The following is a 15,370-nucleotide window of genomic DNA, read 5'->3' as shown; positions in this document are numbered from 1 at the left end:
TGTTATTAAGTGTCGGGATCAGTGCTTCAAGGCATCCGGTACCTTGCCGCCGTTCTCAGCCAGCTTGATCATGACTTGCTTGTGCAGCCAGATATTCATGGTCGCCGAATCATTGGTATCACCTGTGTACTTCAACTCTTGCGCCAGTGTCTTGCGCGCGGTCAGGCTGCTGTCGAGGTCGAGCAGTTTCATCAGATCGACGATAGATGTGCTCCAGTTCAGCTTTTGTGCATTCTTTTGCGCCATACCATTCAGAATGGCTTCGACGTCGACTTGCGTGACAGGTGCTGCTGGTGCGGTGGCTGGTGCTGCCGCCGTAGCCGACGGTGCTGCGGGTGCCGGAGCGGCATGAGAGGAAGGAAAGATCTTGCTGAAGATAGTGCTGAGTATACCCATGATGTAGCTCCTTTAAAAAATCGGAAAGTCGATGGAATCTATACTGCCTACTGCCGTGCGATAAAACATATACCGCAAAAAACACCAAATAAATTCCTGACAGGCAGGGATAGCCATCCCCGCCATGCACAGCAATTTATTTGAAGATCAAACCGTTGAAAGTCCAGTAGCCCAGCAGGAACAGCGCCAGCGCAATAACAAACTGTTTCAGGAATTGTTTATTCATGTCGTCCTCTGTTCGCGGCGCTTTTTACACTACGCCGTCGCGTCTCAATTCGGCAATACCCGCCTCATCATAACCCAGTGTTCTCAATACATCATCTGTATGTTCACCCAGCGTCGGTCCCAGCCATTTGGTCTCACCCGGCGTGGCCGACAACTTGGGCGTGATGGCCGGTAGTTTGATCGGCGTGCCATCGGCAAAGGTATGCTGCTCGAACATCTTGCGCGCGAGAAATTGCGGGTCGCTCATCATGTCGCGTATCGAATAGATTTTACCGACCGGCACATCCGCTTCCTGCAAGATCTGCAATGCACTGTCTATGGTCTGGGTCGCGCACCATTGCTGGATCGCCGTATCGATTTCAGCAGTACGCGGCACGCGCCCGTCATTGCGCGCCAGTTGTGGATCGTTGGCGAGGTCATCGCGCCCCATCGCCAGCATCAGGCGTTTGAAGATGGCGTCGCCATTACCGGCGATTACAATGTTTTCACCATCACCTGTCGTATAAGTGTTCGACGGCACGATGCCAGGCAAGGCACCGCCGGTACGTTCACGTACCACGCCGGCATAGTCATACTCAGGCACCAGCGATTCCATCATGTTGAACACGGCTTCATACAAGGCCACGTCTATCATCTGACCCTGCCCTGCCTGCGACGCCTCACCTGTTTCGCCGTTCCAGCGACCACCAGTCGCATCACGATGGCGCAAGGCCATCATCGCACCGATCACGCCATGCAAGGCCGCGACCGAATCGCCTATCGAGATGCCGACTCGTAGCGGCGGCCGATCCGGAAAGCCGGATACATAGCGCAACCCGCCCATAGACTCACCGATCGCACCAAAACCAGGTTGATCCTTCAAGGGTCCGGTCTGGCCAAAGCCGGACAGGCGCACCATGATGGTGGCCGGATTGATAGTCTTCAATTGATCGTAACCGAGCGACCATTTTTCCAATACGCCGGGTCGGTAATTTTCAATAATGATGTCGGCTTCCAGTGCCAGCTTGCGCGCAATTTCCTGGCCGCGAGCATCCTTCAGGTTCAGCGTCAGGCTTTTTTTATTGCGCGACTGCACTGACCACCACAGCGAAGTACCGTCTTTCAGTACGCGCCATTGACGTATCGGGTCACCACCGTCCGGCGATTCTATCTTGATGACGTCGGCACCGAACTCAGCCAACATGCGTGAACAAAAAGGTCCGGCAATCAGCGTGCCGAGCTCGAGAACCTTGATACCGGCCAATGGCCCGGATGCAGCAGTTTTTTCCATATCTTGTAATTGGGTTTACTTGCTTTTACTTGTTATTAGTTGCTGCGCGCCTGACCCAGCTCACGCAATTCAGTATTGAGATTGTGCCGCGCCTGTGCCTCCAGTGCGGCCACCATCATAGGCGTGTAGAACAGGCTGGGGCGTTCCAGAAAGTCTTCTATCACCCGCCCACGTCCATGCCGGAAGTCGTCCTCTGCCACCCATGCATATTCGGAACGTATCGCCGCGCTGTACGCATGATAGATATCTTCATCCGCACCAAGGATGGCGAGGTCCATATCGAGGAATAAAGGCAGGTCGGGAATTTCGGGTGAACTCACGGCATGCATGGCGGTTGCGGCTATGCACTCCATGACAGGCGGGATATGGTATTCGTCGATGTGCATCGCGATCATCGCGCAGCGCGCCCACTCTGCACTGCGCTCTTCATTGTCTTTCAGATGCGTATCGTAGATGACATCGTGGAACCAGATGGCAAATTCCACCATTTCCTTTTGCCGTATCTGTTCCTGATGCTGTTCGGCACGCCGCAGCAAAGCCGAGACATGCGACAGATTGTGATACTTGCGCTTCGGTTCTGAATAGTGCCGCAGCAATTCAGCCCACACCGCATCTGCGGCAGCGGGATCAGCAAAGACAGATGCAGTCAGCGCCTGCCATTTTTGCTGCAACCAGGCATGATCTATAGAAGTAGCTGTCGACATCAGGTATCACCTTCATGAAAGATGAAACATCAGGCTGCCCGCGACCGGGTCTTAGGTTGCCCGCCTATCCAGCATCGCACGTGCGATCGTGCCAGCATCCACATATTCCAGCTCGCCACCGACCGGTACGCCACGCGCCAGTCGACTGACTTTCAGGCCGCGCGCTTTCAGCGTTTCGCTGATGTAGTGCGCAGTCGCTTCACCTTCATTGGTAAAGTTGGTCGCCAGTACCACTTCCTGCACGATACCGTCAGTAGCACGGGCTATCAGCTTTTCCAGGTGTATATCCTTGGGGCCTATACCGTCGAGCGGCGACAGGCGTCCCATCAGCACAAAGTATAAGCCTTTGTAAGTCAGCGTCTGCTCTATCATTAACTGATCGCCCGGCGTTTCCACCACGCACAGCAGTTCCGGATTGCGCTCGCCATCAAGACACGTTTCGCATATTTCATGCTCGGTGAAGGTATTGCACATGGCGCAGTGCTGGACCTTCTCCACCGCTTGCGACAAGGCACGACCCAGCATCGCGGCACCATCCCTGTCGTGTTGCATCAGGTGATAAGCCATGCGCTGCGCAGACTTCGGACCGACGCCCGGCAGCCGACGCAATGCTTCAGTCAGGAAATCTAGGCTGGACGGTGTTTTCAATGGCTATGCTTCAGTACTTGATCAGAATGGCATTTTGAAGCCAGGTGGCAAAGGCATACCTGCCGTTACACCCGACATTTTTTCTTGCGAAGTGGCTTCAGCCTTGCGCACTGCATCGTTGAATGCAGCAGCAACCAGGTCTTCCAGCATGTCTTTGTCATCAGCCAGCAGCGATGGGTCGATGGAAACGCGTTTCACATCGTTCTTGCACGACATCACGACCTTGACCAGACCGGCACCGGACTGACCTTCCACTTCGATGGCAGCCAATTGGTCCTGCATTTTTTTCATGTTGTCTTGCATTGCTTGCGCTTGCTTCATCAAGCCAGCCAATTGGTTTTTCATCATGATCTTGCTCCTTTAAATAATTCGGATTGAAGGTTGGGAATCTGCGTTTAAATCGGTCGGACCGATCCCGGCACGATGGTCGCACCGAATTCACGCATGAGTTTTTGTACGAAGGGATCTTCCTCCATCGAATGTTCGGCATCACGCTGACGCTCGGCACGATCAGCAATCGCGGCGGCACTGGCGGTGTGCTCGACGGCACCGATGGTGGTTTGCAAACGCACTGTCTGGCCGAAATGTTCGCACAATACAGCCGTCAATTTTTCTGCACTGCCATTTGCCAGCAAGACATCGACGGCAACCAGCAAGTCGAAGGTAATCAGGTGGCTTTCTGCCGTCGGGCCGCATTTGAGCAATTCACTCTGCAAAGCCAATTGCTGCGCCACGCCGCGTACCGGCAGGACGGCAGCCAGGGCAGGCCAGTTGCCATCCCAGTTCAGGCTCTCTACCGGATGTAACCGGAACGGACGCGGCTCACGTGGCGCAGCAGGTGCAGGCGTCGGTTCAGCGGCAGCTTCCGCTACTGCTGCAGGTTGCGGTTCAGTTTTTTTTTGAGCCACAGGGCTGGAGAATTCTTCGCCATTGCTACCGGCAAACGGCGGCTCATCATCCCACGGCGGTGCAGGTGCCATATCAATGGCTGGCGAGCGGTCCACGACTGCAGGCGCTGCAGGTGCTACAGGTACGGCCGGAGTCGCGACCGGCGCAGCAACAGCAGGTGCTGCAGCTGCGGCCGGAGCAGATGACGTGCCACCTTTCATACCAGCACGTGCTGCTTCCAGTGCCGCGCGAGCCGGGCTGATTGCTCCGGCCGGACGCGCAGGTGCGCTAGTCGTGGCTGCTTGCGGCGCTGCACTCAGACGTGCCGCGGGTGCAGGTGCCGCCTGGGCCGTTGCTGCAGGAGCCGCCGCAGGACGGGCAACAGCAGGTGTAGGTGCTGCCGCAGGCTTGGCTTCAGCCGGGCCAAAGCCGGGACGGAAAGCCAGCATGCGCAACAAAGTCATCGCAAAGCCAGCGTATTCATCTGGTGCCAGTCCGAGTTCATTCCGACCATGCACAGCGATTTGATAGAACAGCTGTATTTCTTCGGCATCGAACAATCCGGCCAGACGCATGACATCGGCGTACTCAGGCAAATCTTCCGGCACTGCAGCCGGTACCGTCTGCGCCAGCGCAATGCGGTGCAACAAGGAACCAAGGTCTTGCAAGGCTGCGTTGTACGACAGGCTGCGCGTTGCCATCTCGTCGGCGACTGCCAGCAAACCGGCGCCGTCTTTTTGCGCCAGCGCATCCAGCAGGCGAATCAGGAAAGACTGATCCAGCGCACCCAGCATGCCCTGCACTGCATCCAGTGTGACCTTGCCAGCTGCATAGGCGATCGCCTGATCCGTCAGCGACAAGGCATCGCGCATGGAGCCGTGCGCACCTTGTGCCAGCAGGCGCAGCGCGGGTGTTTCAAATTCGATGTTTTCCTGCCCGAGGATATTGTCCAGATGCGAGACGATATGGCCGGGCGGCATTTGCTTCAGGTTGAATTGCAGGCAGCGCGACAGGACGGTGACCGGGATTTTTTGCGGGTCGGTTGTCGCGAGGATAAATTTAACGTGTTCCGGCGGTTCTTCCAGCGTCTTCAGCATGGAGTTGAACGCATGGTTGGTGAGCATGTGCACCTCGTCGATCATATAGACCTTGAAGCGTGCATTCGACGGTGCATACACCGCCTGCTCCAGCAACTGCGCCATTTCATCGACGCCGCGATTGGACGCCGCATCCATCTCTATATAGTCAACGAAACGACCGGCATCAATCGCCACGCAGGCTTCACACACACCGCACGGGGTGGAAGTGATGCCACCATTGCCATCCGGACCTACACAGTTGAAGGATTTGGCCAGGATACGCGACAGTGTGGTCTTGCCGACGCCGCGGGTACCGGTGAACAGATAAGCATGATGCAGGCGCTGATTATCCAGTGCGTGGGTCAAGGCTCGCACGACGTGCTCCTGCCCGACCAGGGTGTCGAAGCTTTTCGGACGATATTTGCGGGCGAGAACTTGATAGGACATAGGGCCGTTCGTGAATAAGGGCAAACCGCATTTTACCTGACACCGGCACCGGATTTACAGTGTTCCTGCTTTCTCCGGTCGCAGCGCGCTATCCCATTGAATAATCACGCTTTTTATTCTGCATATGGGCACTGTAAATAGATCAAAACTGGCAGATCCGCGCATCTGGCGATAGACTGAAGCTTCCATCCTCTACGGCCAGGCCAGGGAGTGCACCATGCAATGGACTACCCACGAAGTCAGCAACCAGGTTCCGGACTTGCATGACTACAACCTGTACAGCAGCGATACCGTGCTGCAGGCAGCGATACAAGACAGCGCCGCCAGCTGGTATGCAGCGGAATTAAAGCATCTGGGTGCCGAACTGGGCACCCAGGAAACATTGCAACTGGGCCAACTTGCCAACCAGCATGTGCCGGAACTGCAAACCCATGATCGTTTTGGCAATCGCATAGACCGCGTCGACTTCCATCCTAGCTGGCACCGCCTGCTGGGCATGCAAAGGCACGCCCAGCTGCATGCCCTGCCGTGGGCGCAACCACGCGCCGGAGCCCACATCGCCCGCACTGCTGCCTACTATTTGCAGGCGCAGGTCGAATCAGGCTCGCTCTGCCCTGTCACCATGACCTATGCCGCCATTCCGCTGCTGCAACAGGAGCCTGCGCTGTTTGCAACGCTGCAGGAGAAATTGTTTTCACTGCAACATGATGAACGCGACCTGCCACTGGCTGAAAAGAATTCCATGCTGATAGGTATGGGCATGACCGAGAAGCAAGGCGGTTCCGATGTACGCAGCAACACCACCGTCGCGCGGCCACTGGAAACCGCAGGCCGAGGCCACGCGTATGCCATCACCGGGCATAAATGGTTTTTCTCCGCACCGATGTGCGATGCGCATCTGGTGCTGGCACGTACCGAAGCCGGGCCATCCTGTTTCTTCGTGCCGCGCTGGCGACCAGACGGCAGCAAGAACACCATCCTGATACAGCGTCTGAAAGACAAACTGGGCAATCGCTCCAATTCCAGCAGCGAAGTCGAATTCCAGGACGCCTATGGCGTGATGGTCGGTGAAGACGGGCGCGGCATACCAACCATCATAGAAATGGCCAACCACACACGCCTGGACTGCGTGATCGGTAGCGCCGGACTGATGCGCAATGCCCTGGTGCAGGCGATACACCATGCACGCCATCGCCATGCCTTCGGCTTGCCATTAGCCGAGCAAGCACTGATGCAAAACGTGCTGGCCGACCTGGCACTGGAAAGCGAAGCCGCGACGCGTCTGATGCTGCGCCTGGCGCAAGCAGCGGAAGCGATAGATGATCCGCTGCAACGGGCATGGCGACGCGTCGTCACACCGGCCGCCAAATTCTGGGTCTGCAAACGTGCGCTCGAATTCAGCGGCGAATGCATGGAAGTCTGGGGTGGCAACGGCTACGTAGAGAATGCACCTATGGCGCGCATGTACCGCGAAGCGCCGGTGAATTCAATCTGGGAAGGTTCGGGCAATGTAATGTGCCTGGATGTACTGCGTGCCATCGCAAAAGAAAGCGACGCGTTCAAATTGCTGCTGGATTCATTGCTGGATATCGCGCTGGAACACAAAGGTTTGCGTGAACTCATCGCAGAGTTACGTACCGACCTCGCACTGCCAGCAGCACAGCAAGAGATGCAGGCCAGACGCTTTACGCAGCGCCTGGTGTTGGTGGCACAGTCCTGCCTGATGTTGCAGTCTGCTCCGCCTGAGATTGCCGAAGCATTTGTTAACAGCCGTCTGGATGCGGAATGTGGCCGGGTGTTTGGCACACTCGCCACGCCGCTGCCAGCACAGGACATCCTGCAGCGTGCATGGCCAGCTTGATAGTTAGCGTGCCGCCAATTCCTGCTCAGGCGTAATCTGCAATGGACCATCGCCGCTAAAGCGATCGAAGAAGAGATAGATCACCGGCGTGATGAATAGCGTGATCACTTGCGACACCATCAAACCGCCGACCACGGCCAGACCCAGCGGCTGGCGCAACTCGGCACCAGCACCCAGACCCAATGCTATCGGCAAGGCACCGACTGCCGCCGCCATCGTCGTCATCATGATGGGACGGAAACGCAGGATACACGCCGAGCGTATTGCCTCGGCTGGCGTCATACCCTGATTGCGCTGCGCTTCCAGCGCAAAGTCGATCATCATGATCGCGTTCTTCTTGACCAGGCCGACCAGCAGCAAGATACCGATGGTCGCGATCATCGTCAGTTCAAAGCCGAATATACGTAGCGTCAACAACGCCCCGACTGCAGCAGAAGGCAAACCTGCCAGGATGGTGATCGGATGAATGTAGCTTTCATACAGCACGCCCAGCAGGATATAAATCACCACCACCGCCAGCAGCAGCAAGGCCACCTGACTACCTTGCGATGACTGGAACACCGCTGCATCACCGGCATAGGAAGTGATGACGCTGGATGGCAATTCGATCTGGCTACGGATCTGGTCGATTTTTCCGGTAGCTTCGCCCAGCGGAATCCCGGGCGCCAGGTTGAATGAAATTGTCACCGCCTGCAGCTGTCCCTGATGGTTCACCGAGATCGGCCCGGCGGTACGCTCCACCGTCGCCAGACTAAGCAGCGGCACCAGCACCCCGGTCTTGGCACGCAGGTAAATCTTGTTCAGGTCGGCCTCATCCTGCTGCCCTACATTCATGTCCTGCATGATGACGTAGTAGCTGTTGTTGCTGGTGTATATGGTCGAGATCTGTCTATCACCGTAGGCGCTGTACAAGGCGGTACGGATATCCTGGATGCTGACGCCCGCTTCATTGGCACGATCACGATTGATGTTCACCACCGCCTGCAAACCCTTGAGTTGCGAATCACTGGTGACGTCGATGAAGGCGCGATCAGCACGCATGCGCGCCTGCATTTTTTCCGCCCAGTCATTCAACTCATCCGGACGCACACTCTGCATCACGTATTGGTACTGGCTCTTGCTACTGCGGCCGCCGAGACGCAAGTTTTGCACCGGCATCATGTACACCGACAAGCCCGGTATGCCACTCACCTTGCGGCGCAAATCACGCAGGACTTTGTCCATGGGTTCACGCTCACCGCGTGGCTTGAGGCCGATAAACATATTGCCGACATTGCTGTCACGCGTACGGGATGTGGTAGTTGCCACGTTCGGATCGTTTTGTACTATCTCTGCCGCCGCTGCAACCAGCTTGACCATGGTTGGATAGGATGCGTCCTCCGGCCCTTCTATCGTGACGCTGATCTGGCCTATATCTTCAGTCGGGAAGAAACCTTTCGGTATCGTGATGAACAGTACAGCCGTCAACAGGAAGGTTGCGACTGCCAGCCACAAAATGCTTTTACGATGGCTGAGCGACCAGTCCAGGCCGCGTGTGTAACCATCCAGCACACGATTGAATAATTTCTCGAATGAACGACTGAGCCAGTTTTCCTGTGCATGCTCGGCGGGCGTTTCATGCTTGAGGAAACGGCTGCACAACATAGGCACCAGCGTCAGCGACATCACTGCCGACACCATCACCGCCAGCGACACGACGGCGGCAAATTCATAGAACAGCAAACCGATTACACCCGGCATGAAGAAAATAGGAATGAACACCGCCACCAGCGAAATCGAGATCGAGATAATGGTAAAGCTGACTTCGCGCGAACCCTTGAGTGCGGCGGCCAGCGGCTCCATACCGTCCTCGATATGACGCACGATATTTTCCAGCATCACGATTGCATCATCGACCACCAGACCAACTGCGATCGTAATGCCCAGCAGCGAAATATTATCCAGGCTGTAGCCCAGCCAATACATCAGCGCGAAACAGCCTATCAATGAAATCGGCAAGGACAGTACCGGGATGACAGTTGCTGACAAGCGTTTGAGGAAGAGGAAAATCACCAGTACCACCAGCGCGATAGTCAGCAGCAAAGTCAGCTTCACATCGTGGATCGCTTCGCGTATGGATACTGAACGGTCATTCAAAACCTGGACATTGATAGACGCCGGCATCTGGTCCTTGAACTGCGGCAGGGTCGCCTTCACCGCGTCCACCACTGCTACCGTATTTGCATTCGGCTGACGCTGCACGGCCAGCACGATAGACGGCTCACCATTGACCCAGCTACCGCTTTTGATTGACTCGACGCTGTCTTCAACGATGGCCACATCGCGCAGGCGTGTGGTCTGGCCATTGCGGCTGCTGATAACCAGGTTGCTGAATGCTTCGGCATTGCGTAACTGTTTGTTCGCCTGCAACGTCAGCGTCTGGCGCGTACCATCCAGCACACCGACTGGCGAGTTCGCATTCGATGCGCGCAAGGACTGCGCGACTTCATCCAGCGTCATATTGCGCGCCGCCAGCTCATCCGGCTTGACCTTGACGCGTACCGCGTAACGACGCTGACCATAGACTTGCACTTGCGCCACACCATTGATGGTCGACAGCGACGGTGAAATCAGGTTTTCTGCATAGTCATTCAGCTCGGACAAGGACAGCGAAGGTGATGTCAGCGCCAGCAAGAGGATGGCGGCATCTGCCGGGTTGACCTTGCGATAGGCAGGCAAGGCGGTCATCTCTATCGGCAAGCTGCGTTGCGCACGCAACAGCGCCGCCTGCACGTCGACCGCAGCAGCATCAATATCGCGATTCTGATCGAATTCCAGTGTGATCGAAGTATTGCCGAGTGTGCTGCTGGAGCTGATCGTCGACAGCCCGGCGATGGTCGAAAATTGCTTTTCCAGCGTGGTCGCGACCGAAGCGGCCATCACTTCCGGACTGGCTCCGGGCAAGGAACCGGTGACGTTGATGACTGGTGTGTCGTAACTCGGCAGTGCCGCAATCGGCAATTTGAAATAACAGAAAGTGCCGAGCACGACCACTGCGATCGAGAGCAACACAGTCATGACTGGCCGGCGTATGCAAAGTTCGGAAATATTCACTATGTATTTTGCCCAGGCAAAGTCATGGGGATAAGGAATGCAGCAAGGATTAAATTAAAGCCTGATCACACGCGAAATATGATCAGGCCAGAAACCAACTCAGGTCGGAGCAGCAGGTGTGGCAGCTGCTTTCTTCACTTCACGGATTTTGGTGCCGGGGCGGAGGTTTTTGGTGCCCTCCACTACCACGCGGCTACCGGCTTTCACACCTGATACGGCGGCCTGACCATCTTCTATCGCCAGCACTTCTATCTTTTGTTCCTGCACCGTGTCATCCGGCTGTACCACATAGAGCAATTTATCGACCGGCCCGGTGACCACTGCCTGCGCTGGCACCAGCACCGCATCGGGTACTTCACGCGACACCAGATTCACGTTGACATAGGCGCCCGGCCACAGCTTTTGCTCGGCATTCGCGAATTCCGCTTTCATGCGTATGGTGCCGCTTTGGGTGTCAGCCAGGTTATCGATAAAGGTCAGCTTGCCGGTCAGGACTTCCTGCCCTGGCAGTTGCGCGTGTACCGGAGCATTGCCTTGCGGATAAGTGGCGCGGATATTGCGCAGCTCGCGTTCCGGCAAGGTAAAACTGATCATGATCGGATCTATCTGCACGATGGTCACCATCACGGTACCGGTTGGTTGCGCCAGGCTACCCGGATGGACATTGATGACACCGATGCGACCGGAGATACCGGCGGTGATTTTATTGTCACTCAGGGCAACCGCACTCGACTGGATCGCTGCCTGGTTGGCCTTCACCGTATTGCGCAGCGCTTCCACCTTGTTGCGTGCAGTATCGACCACCGCCTGAGAAACGAAGTTTTTCGATAACAAATCCTGATTGCGCTTCAATACCTGCTCGGCATCGGCCAGGTCGGCCTGCCCTGCCGCCAGTTGCGCCGAAGCCTTGGCCACATTCGACTGGTCGCTGCGCTCATCCAGGGTGAATAAAAGTTGTCCGGCTTTGACGAACTGCCCTTCCTTGACGTGGATGGTGCGGACTATGTTTTGCACCTTGGGACGGACATCAACGGTACTGACGGCGGTCACATAGCCATTTGCAGTGACGGTGATCGGTATGGTCTTTTGCGTGGCGATGACAGTTTTGACAGATTGCGTACCGTCGCCGCCGGATCTGCCGCGCTCAGCTTTGCCACCGAACACCAGATAAGCGGCGCCTGCGACCACTGCGACACCCACGCCTATCCACAGATATTTTTTACTTGCTTGCATAGAGACTACTTATCCTGAGCTGCCGATACGGCGTTTAGAGAGTTAGTTGCAGAGCTGCATCGAAAATTGCATGCGCAAGTTTAACCTTAGCAGGCGTCAATTCGTTAGCGATACCTGCCAAAACCGGGGCGCAAGCCCAGCAAGGACACAAACATACGTGGTCTGCAGGACTAAGGCAAATGAACAATTGTGGATTATTTATCGCGAGTACGACGAATTACGGCGCAAGCGCAGTATCGAAGCGAAAGGAATTGCAATGCCGGGAGGGTAATACTGAACTACGAGGATAATTACAGCTATCTATCTATATATAGACATCTATAAAGAGGCGAGCCTTGTCTACGGCACTTGCAGGAAATGGCTGTGGCTGCTTCGTTCCCGACCTGACCAGGTTGGCCATGCCACAATGCGCAGGGGCCCGCCGACACGAATTTTAACAGCAAAGGCGCAGTCTGTCCTCTGCGTATGCAGGGATTTATAAATTTTCCATGGATGACCTGCAGCTCATCTGTTCAGGAACACAAAAAATAATGGTGCTTCTATATAGATATATAGAAGCACCACTTTTTCTGACATCAGCAACTGCGATGACCGCAGCTATTAAATACCCAGCTCCTGCCAGATCTGATCGACGCGCTGCTTCACCTCATCGGTCATGGTGATGGTACGCCCCCATTCGCGATTGGTTTCACCCGGCCACTTATTGGTCGCATCTATCCCCATCTTGCTGCCGAGACCACTGACCGGCGATGCAAAGTCCAGGTAATCAATAGGCGTATTTTCTACCAGGGTGGTATCGCGGGTCGGATCGACGCGGGTGGTAATCGCCCAGATCACTTCCTTCCAGTCGCGGATATTGACGTCTTCATCCACCACTACGATGAACTTGGTATACATAAACTGGCGCAGGAAACTCCAGACGCCAAACATGACGCGCTTGGCATGCCCCGGATAAGCCTTCTTCATCTGCACCACCGCCATCCGGTAGCTGCAACCTTCCGGTGGCAAATAGAAGTCGAGAATCTCGGAGAATTGCTTTTGCAGCAAGGGAATGAAGACTTCATTCAGCGCCACGCCCAGTACCGCAGGCTCATCCGGCGGTTTGCCGGTATACGTAGAGTGATAAATCGGATCGCGCCGCATCGTGATGCGGTCTATCGTGAAGACCGGGAAAGAATCCTGCTCATTATAGTAACCAGTGTGGTCGCCATATGGACCTTCCAGCGCATGCTCGTAACCGGATGGATGCGACTCGTCCGGGTAGATGTGCCCTTCCAGCACGATCTCGGCCGAAGCCGGTACGCGCAACTCGCTGCCCAGCGCCTTGACCAGCTCGGTACGGCTGCCACGCAAGAGACCGGCAAACTGGTATTCGGACAAGCTATCCGGTACCGGCGTCACCGCTCCTAATATAGTAGCGGGATCAGCACCCAGCGCGACCGCGACCGGATACGGCTTGCCGCGGTTAACTATACTGTGCTCACGGAAGTCGAGCGCACCGCCGCGATGGGCGAGCCAGCGCATGATGACCTTGTTGCGGCCTATCACCTGCTGGCGATAAATCCCCAGATTCTGGCGTTTCTTGTGCGGGCCTTTAGTAATAACCAGACCCCATGTAATAAGAGGTGCGATATCGCCGGGCCAGCAATGCTGGATAGGCAGGCGTGCGAGGTCGACGTCATTGCCTTCCCACACGATATCCTGGCAAGGAGCACCGCGCAGTTCTTTCGGCGCCATGTCCCAGATCGACTTCACGAGCGAACCCAGGCCCATGATGTCCTTGAAACCTTTCGGTGGTTCCGGCTCCTTCAGCATGGCCAGCACGTGGCCAATTTTGCGTAATTCACTCACATCCGTGGCACCCATGCCGAGCGCGACGCGATGCGGTGTCCCGAAAAGATTGCCGAGCACGGGAATCTTTTGACCGGTCGGTTGCTCGAACAGCAGTGCCGGACCAGCGGCCCGCAAAGTGCGGTCGCAGATCTCCGTCATCTCTAAATAAGGCGAAACCGGCACGTTTATGCGCTTAAGTTCGCCCATTTGTTGCAATTGAGAAATGAAGTCGCGTAAATCAGAATATTTCATATTTTTTTCGCCGTTTTGTACTTTGGACTTGATTATTCAATTAAAACGCCCAAGTACCTGATTCCTTTGGCTTTTACCGGGTCTGGACTAAAAATGCTAGATTCAAAAGTTATAGAATATTGATTTTATAGTGTTGACTTGATATAAACCGCCTCCTACAATTCGCGCAACTTGAAGAGCAGGCCCCGTATTTGAACACCAAACCGGGCAGAAAAGAAACTCTCTTCATTTCACGGGATCGGGGTCCCACATGACATTTTAGGAGTGTTTTCAAAAGGCGCTTAGCCTTCTCCCCGAAAAAGTTGTTTGCCAAGGGCACCGCTGCAGAATGCGCGACCCTATAAGTAACCAACTCCGACGTTTGCCGTACGCCAAGCGACTGCAAACGATTTCTCTGATTCACGGCATGTGCAGGGTTCTACGAAATAATTCATTTGTTTTGTGGTGGAGCCCTTTACTTGCCGCGTCAATCCTGGAGTTTTTAATGTTAAATCGAATTACCTCGGCGATGCGTAAAGCCGCCAAGCAGTCTGCACGACAGGTAATTGCGCATTCAACCGCAATGCGCACTACCAATAACAAAGTCGTCGCAACCGCACGCCACGCCGTCATGGCGCTGGGTCTGACAGCAATCGCAACCCTGGCTTTGATGTTCTTCAAGCCGGAAGTCGCAGAAAAAATCCAAGCCATCTCGCCGTTCTCGGACGCCGTAGCGGCCGCACCATCGGATGATGACCTGTCGCCTATCGCTAACCTGATGGACGATCCAGCCTCGGCTGCAATCGAAGATGCTCCCGTCGTTAGCGCCAATCCGGCCATGCTGGGCACCGACGTGCAACAGCAACGCGTAACGCAATGGATCTCCAAGCGCTATCGCGTAGCGAACGACGCTACCAATATGCTGGTCTCGGCGGCCTACCTGACCGCCAAGGAAATCAACCTCGATCCGCTGTTGATCCTGGCTGTGATGGCAATTGAATCGCGCTTTAACCCGTTTGCCGAAAGCCCAGTGGGCGCGCAAGGCCTGATGCAAGTCATGTCTAAAGTGCATCACGACAAGTTTGCTGAAATGGGCGGCACACAAGCAGCGCTGAACCCGGTTGCCAACATCCGCGTCGGTTCGCTGATCCTGAAAGAGTACGTCTCACGTGGCGGCTCGGTAGAAGCTGGCCTGAAACGCTATGTAGGCGCTGCAGGCATGGATAGCGACGCTGGTTACGGCGCCAAAGTCCTGGGCGAGTATGACCGCCTGAAAGCAGTTGCCAGCGGCAAACGTGTTTCCGCTTTTGCAACCATGGCCAGCCGCGCAGCACCAAAAGCGCAGCCAGTCGTGATCCAGGAAAAGTCGGCAGCACTGGAAGACAAGAACACACAGAAGCTGGATGGCGATAAATTCACTTCGCTGTAATGGTTGAAGCATCAATAAAAAAGGAGCCTCAGG

The 15,370-nt window shown here is 55.5% G+C and carries 11 protein-coding genes and 1 other RNA gene; 2 read left to right on the top strand and 10 right to left on the bottom strand.

All coding sequences use genetic code 11. From position 1 onward, the window contains the following. Positions 1–18: 18 nt before the first annotated feature. From H7U06_RS07315 to H7U06_RS07290, 6 genes are all read right to left on the bottom strand, one after another. On the bottom strand, positions 19–396 hold the full coding sequence (locus H7U06_RS07315; RefSeq protein ID WP_175625510.1) for a DUF3597 domain-containing protein: 378 nt from the start codon (positions 394–396) through the stop codon (positions 19–21). A 250-nt stretch (positions 397–646) separates the two neighbouring features. Beyond that, positions 647–1,891 (bottom strand): CaiB/BaiF CoA-transferase family protein, encoded by a 1,245-nt coding sequence (locus tag H7U06_RS07310; protein WP_175625509.1) that lies wholly within the window; start codon positions 1,889–1,891, stop codon positions 647–649. A gap of 35 nt (positions 1,892–1,926) precedes the next feature. Then, positions 1,927–2,595 (bottom strand): hypothetical protein, encoded by a 669-nt coding sequence (locus tag H7U06_RS07305; protein WP_175625508.1) that lies wholly within the window; start codon positions 2,593–2,595, stop codon positions 1,927–1,929. 51 nt (positions 2,596–2,646) lie between these two features. Next, complete coding sequence (gene recR, locus H7U06_RS07300) at positions 2,647–3,243, bottom strand: recombination mediator RecR (protein WP_124573697.1); 597 nt, start codon at positions 3,241–3,243, stop codon at positions 2,647–2,649. A gap of 21 nt (positions 3,244–3,264) precedes the next feature. Continuing rightward, complete coding sequence (locus H7U06_RS07295; protein ID WP_175625507.1) at positions 3,265–3,591, bottom strand: YbaB/EbfC family nucleoid-associated protein; 327 nt, start codon at positions 3,589–3,591, stop codon at positions 3,265–3,267. Between the two features lie 47 nt (positions 3,592–3,638). Next, entirely contained in the window at positions 3,639–5,657 is a 2,019-nt protein-coding gene (locus H7U06_RS07290; RefSeq protein WP_175625506.1) for a DNA polymerase III subunit gamma/tau, read from the bottom strand. Positions 5,658–5,874: 217 nt separating this feature from the next. On the opposite strand from H7U06_RS07290, the gene H7U06_RS07285 reads away from it, so the two are divergent. Beyond that, positions 5,875–7,518: an isovaleryl-CoA dehydrogenase gene (locus H7U06_RS07285; RefSeq protein ID WP_175625505.1), complete on the top strand. Its 1,644-nt coding sequence runs from the start codon at positions 5,875–5,877 to the stop codon at positions 7,516–7,518. A 3-nt stretch (positions 7,519–7,521) separates the two neighbouring features. Here H7U06_RS07285 and H7U06_RS07280 read toward each other — a convergent pair whose 3' ends face one another. The 4 genes from H7U06_RS07280 to ubiD form a co-directional block, all read right to left on the bottom strand. Then, positions 7,522–10,611: an efflux RND transporter permease subunit gene (locus H7U06_RS07280; protein ID WP_175625504.1), complete on the bottom strand. Its 3,090-nt coding sequence runs from the start codon at positions 10,609–10,611 to the stop codon at positions 7,522–7,524. Positions 10,612–10,710: 99 nt separating this feature from the next. After that, positions 10,711–11,844 carry an efflux RND transporter periplasmic adaptor subunit gene (locus H7U06_RS07275; RefSeq protein ID WP_175625503.1) on the bottom strand — a complete coding sequence of 378 codons (1,134 nt, stop codon included), beginning with the start codon at positions 11,842–11,844 and terminating at the stop codon, positions 10,711–10,713. A gap of 324 nt (positions 11,845–12,168) precedes the next feature. Then, positions 12,169–12,267: signal recognition particle sRNA small type (ffs, locus tag H7U06_RS07270), an RNA gene on the bottom strand. Between the two features lie 177 nt (positions 12,268–12,444). After that, positions 12,445–13,929: a 4-hydroxy-3-polyprenylbenzoate decarboxylase gene (gene ubiD / locus H7U06_RS07265; protein WP_175625502.1), complete on the bottom strand. Its 1,485-nt coding sequence runs from the start codon at positions 13,927–13,929 to the stop codon at positions 12,445–12,447. A 484-nt stretch (positions 13,930–14,413) separates the two neighbouring features. Between ubiD and H7U06_RS07260 the strand changes: the two genes are divergently transcribed. Next, positions 14,414–15,337, top strand: a complete 924-nt coding sequence (locus H7U06_RS07260; RefSeq protein ID WP_175625501.1) for a lytic transglycosylase domain-containing protein — start codon at positions 14,414–14,416, stop codon at positions 15,335–15,337. Positions 15,338–15,370 lie beyond the last annotated feature (33 nt).

It is taken from the genome of Herminiimonas sp. Marseille-P9896 (assembly GCF_903993245.1).
GTDB lineage: Bacteria > Pseudomonadota > Gammaproteobacteria > Burkholderiales > Burkholderiaceae_D > Oxalicibacterium > Oxalicibacterium contaminans.
Note: the sequence above shows the minus strand (reverse complement) of the source record. Positions and strands in the feature narration are given on the sequence as shown.

What these genes read in the sequence shown, in the direction of transcription:
- H7U06_RS07295 (WP_175625507.1), bottom strand. Translation starts at nt 3,591, where the DNA reads ATGATGAAAAACCAATTGGCTGGCTTGATGAAGCAAGCGCAAGCAATG.
- H7U06_RS07310 (WP_175625509.1), bottom strand. Translation starts at nt 1,891, where the DNA reads ATGGAAAAAACTGCTGCATCCGGGCCATTGGCCGGTATCAAGGTTCTC.
- H7U06_RS07315 (WP_175625510.1), bottom strand. Translation starts at nt 396, where the DNA reads ATGGGTATACTCAGCACTATCTTCAGCAAGATCTTTCCTTCCTCTCAT.
- H7U06_RS07285 (WP_175625505.1), top strand. Translation starts at nt 5,875, where the DNA reads ATGCAATGGACTACCCACGAAGTCAGCAACCAGGTTCCGGACTTGCAT.
- H7U06_RS07260 (WP_175625501.1), top strand. Translation starts at nt 14,414, where the DNA reads ATGTTAAATCGAATTACCTCGGCGATGCGTAAAGCCGCCAAGCAGTCT.
- H7U06_RS07290 (WP_175625506.1), bottom strand. Translation starts at nt 5,657, where the DNA reads ATGTCCTATCAAGTTCTCGCCCGCAAATATCGTCCGAAAAGCTTCGAC.
- H7U06_RS07275 (WP_175625503.1), bottom strand. Translation starts at nt 11,844, where the DNA reads ATGCAAGCAAGTAAAAAATATCTGTGGATAGGCGTGGGTGTCGCAGTG.
- H7U06_RS07305 (WP_175625508.1), bottom strand. Translation starts at nt 2,595, where the DNA reads ATGTCGACAGCTACTTCTATAGATCATGCCTGGTTGCAGCAAAAATGG.
- ubiD (WP_175625502.1), bottom strand. Translation starts at nt 13,929, where the DNA reads ATGAAATATTCTGATTTACGCGACTTCATTTCTCAATTGCAACAAATG.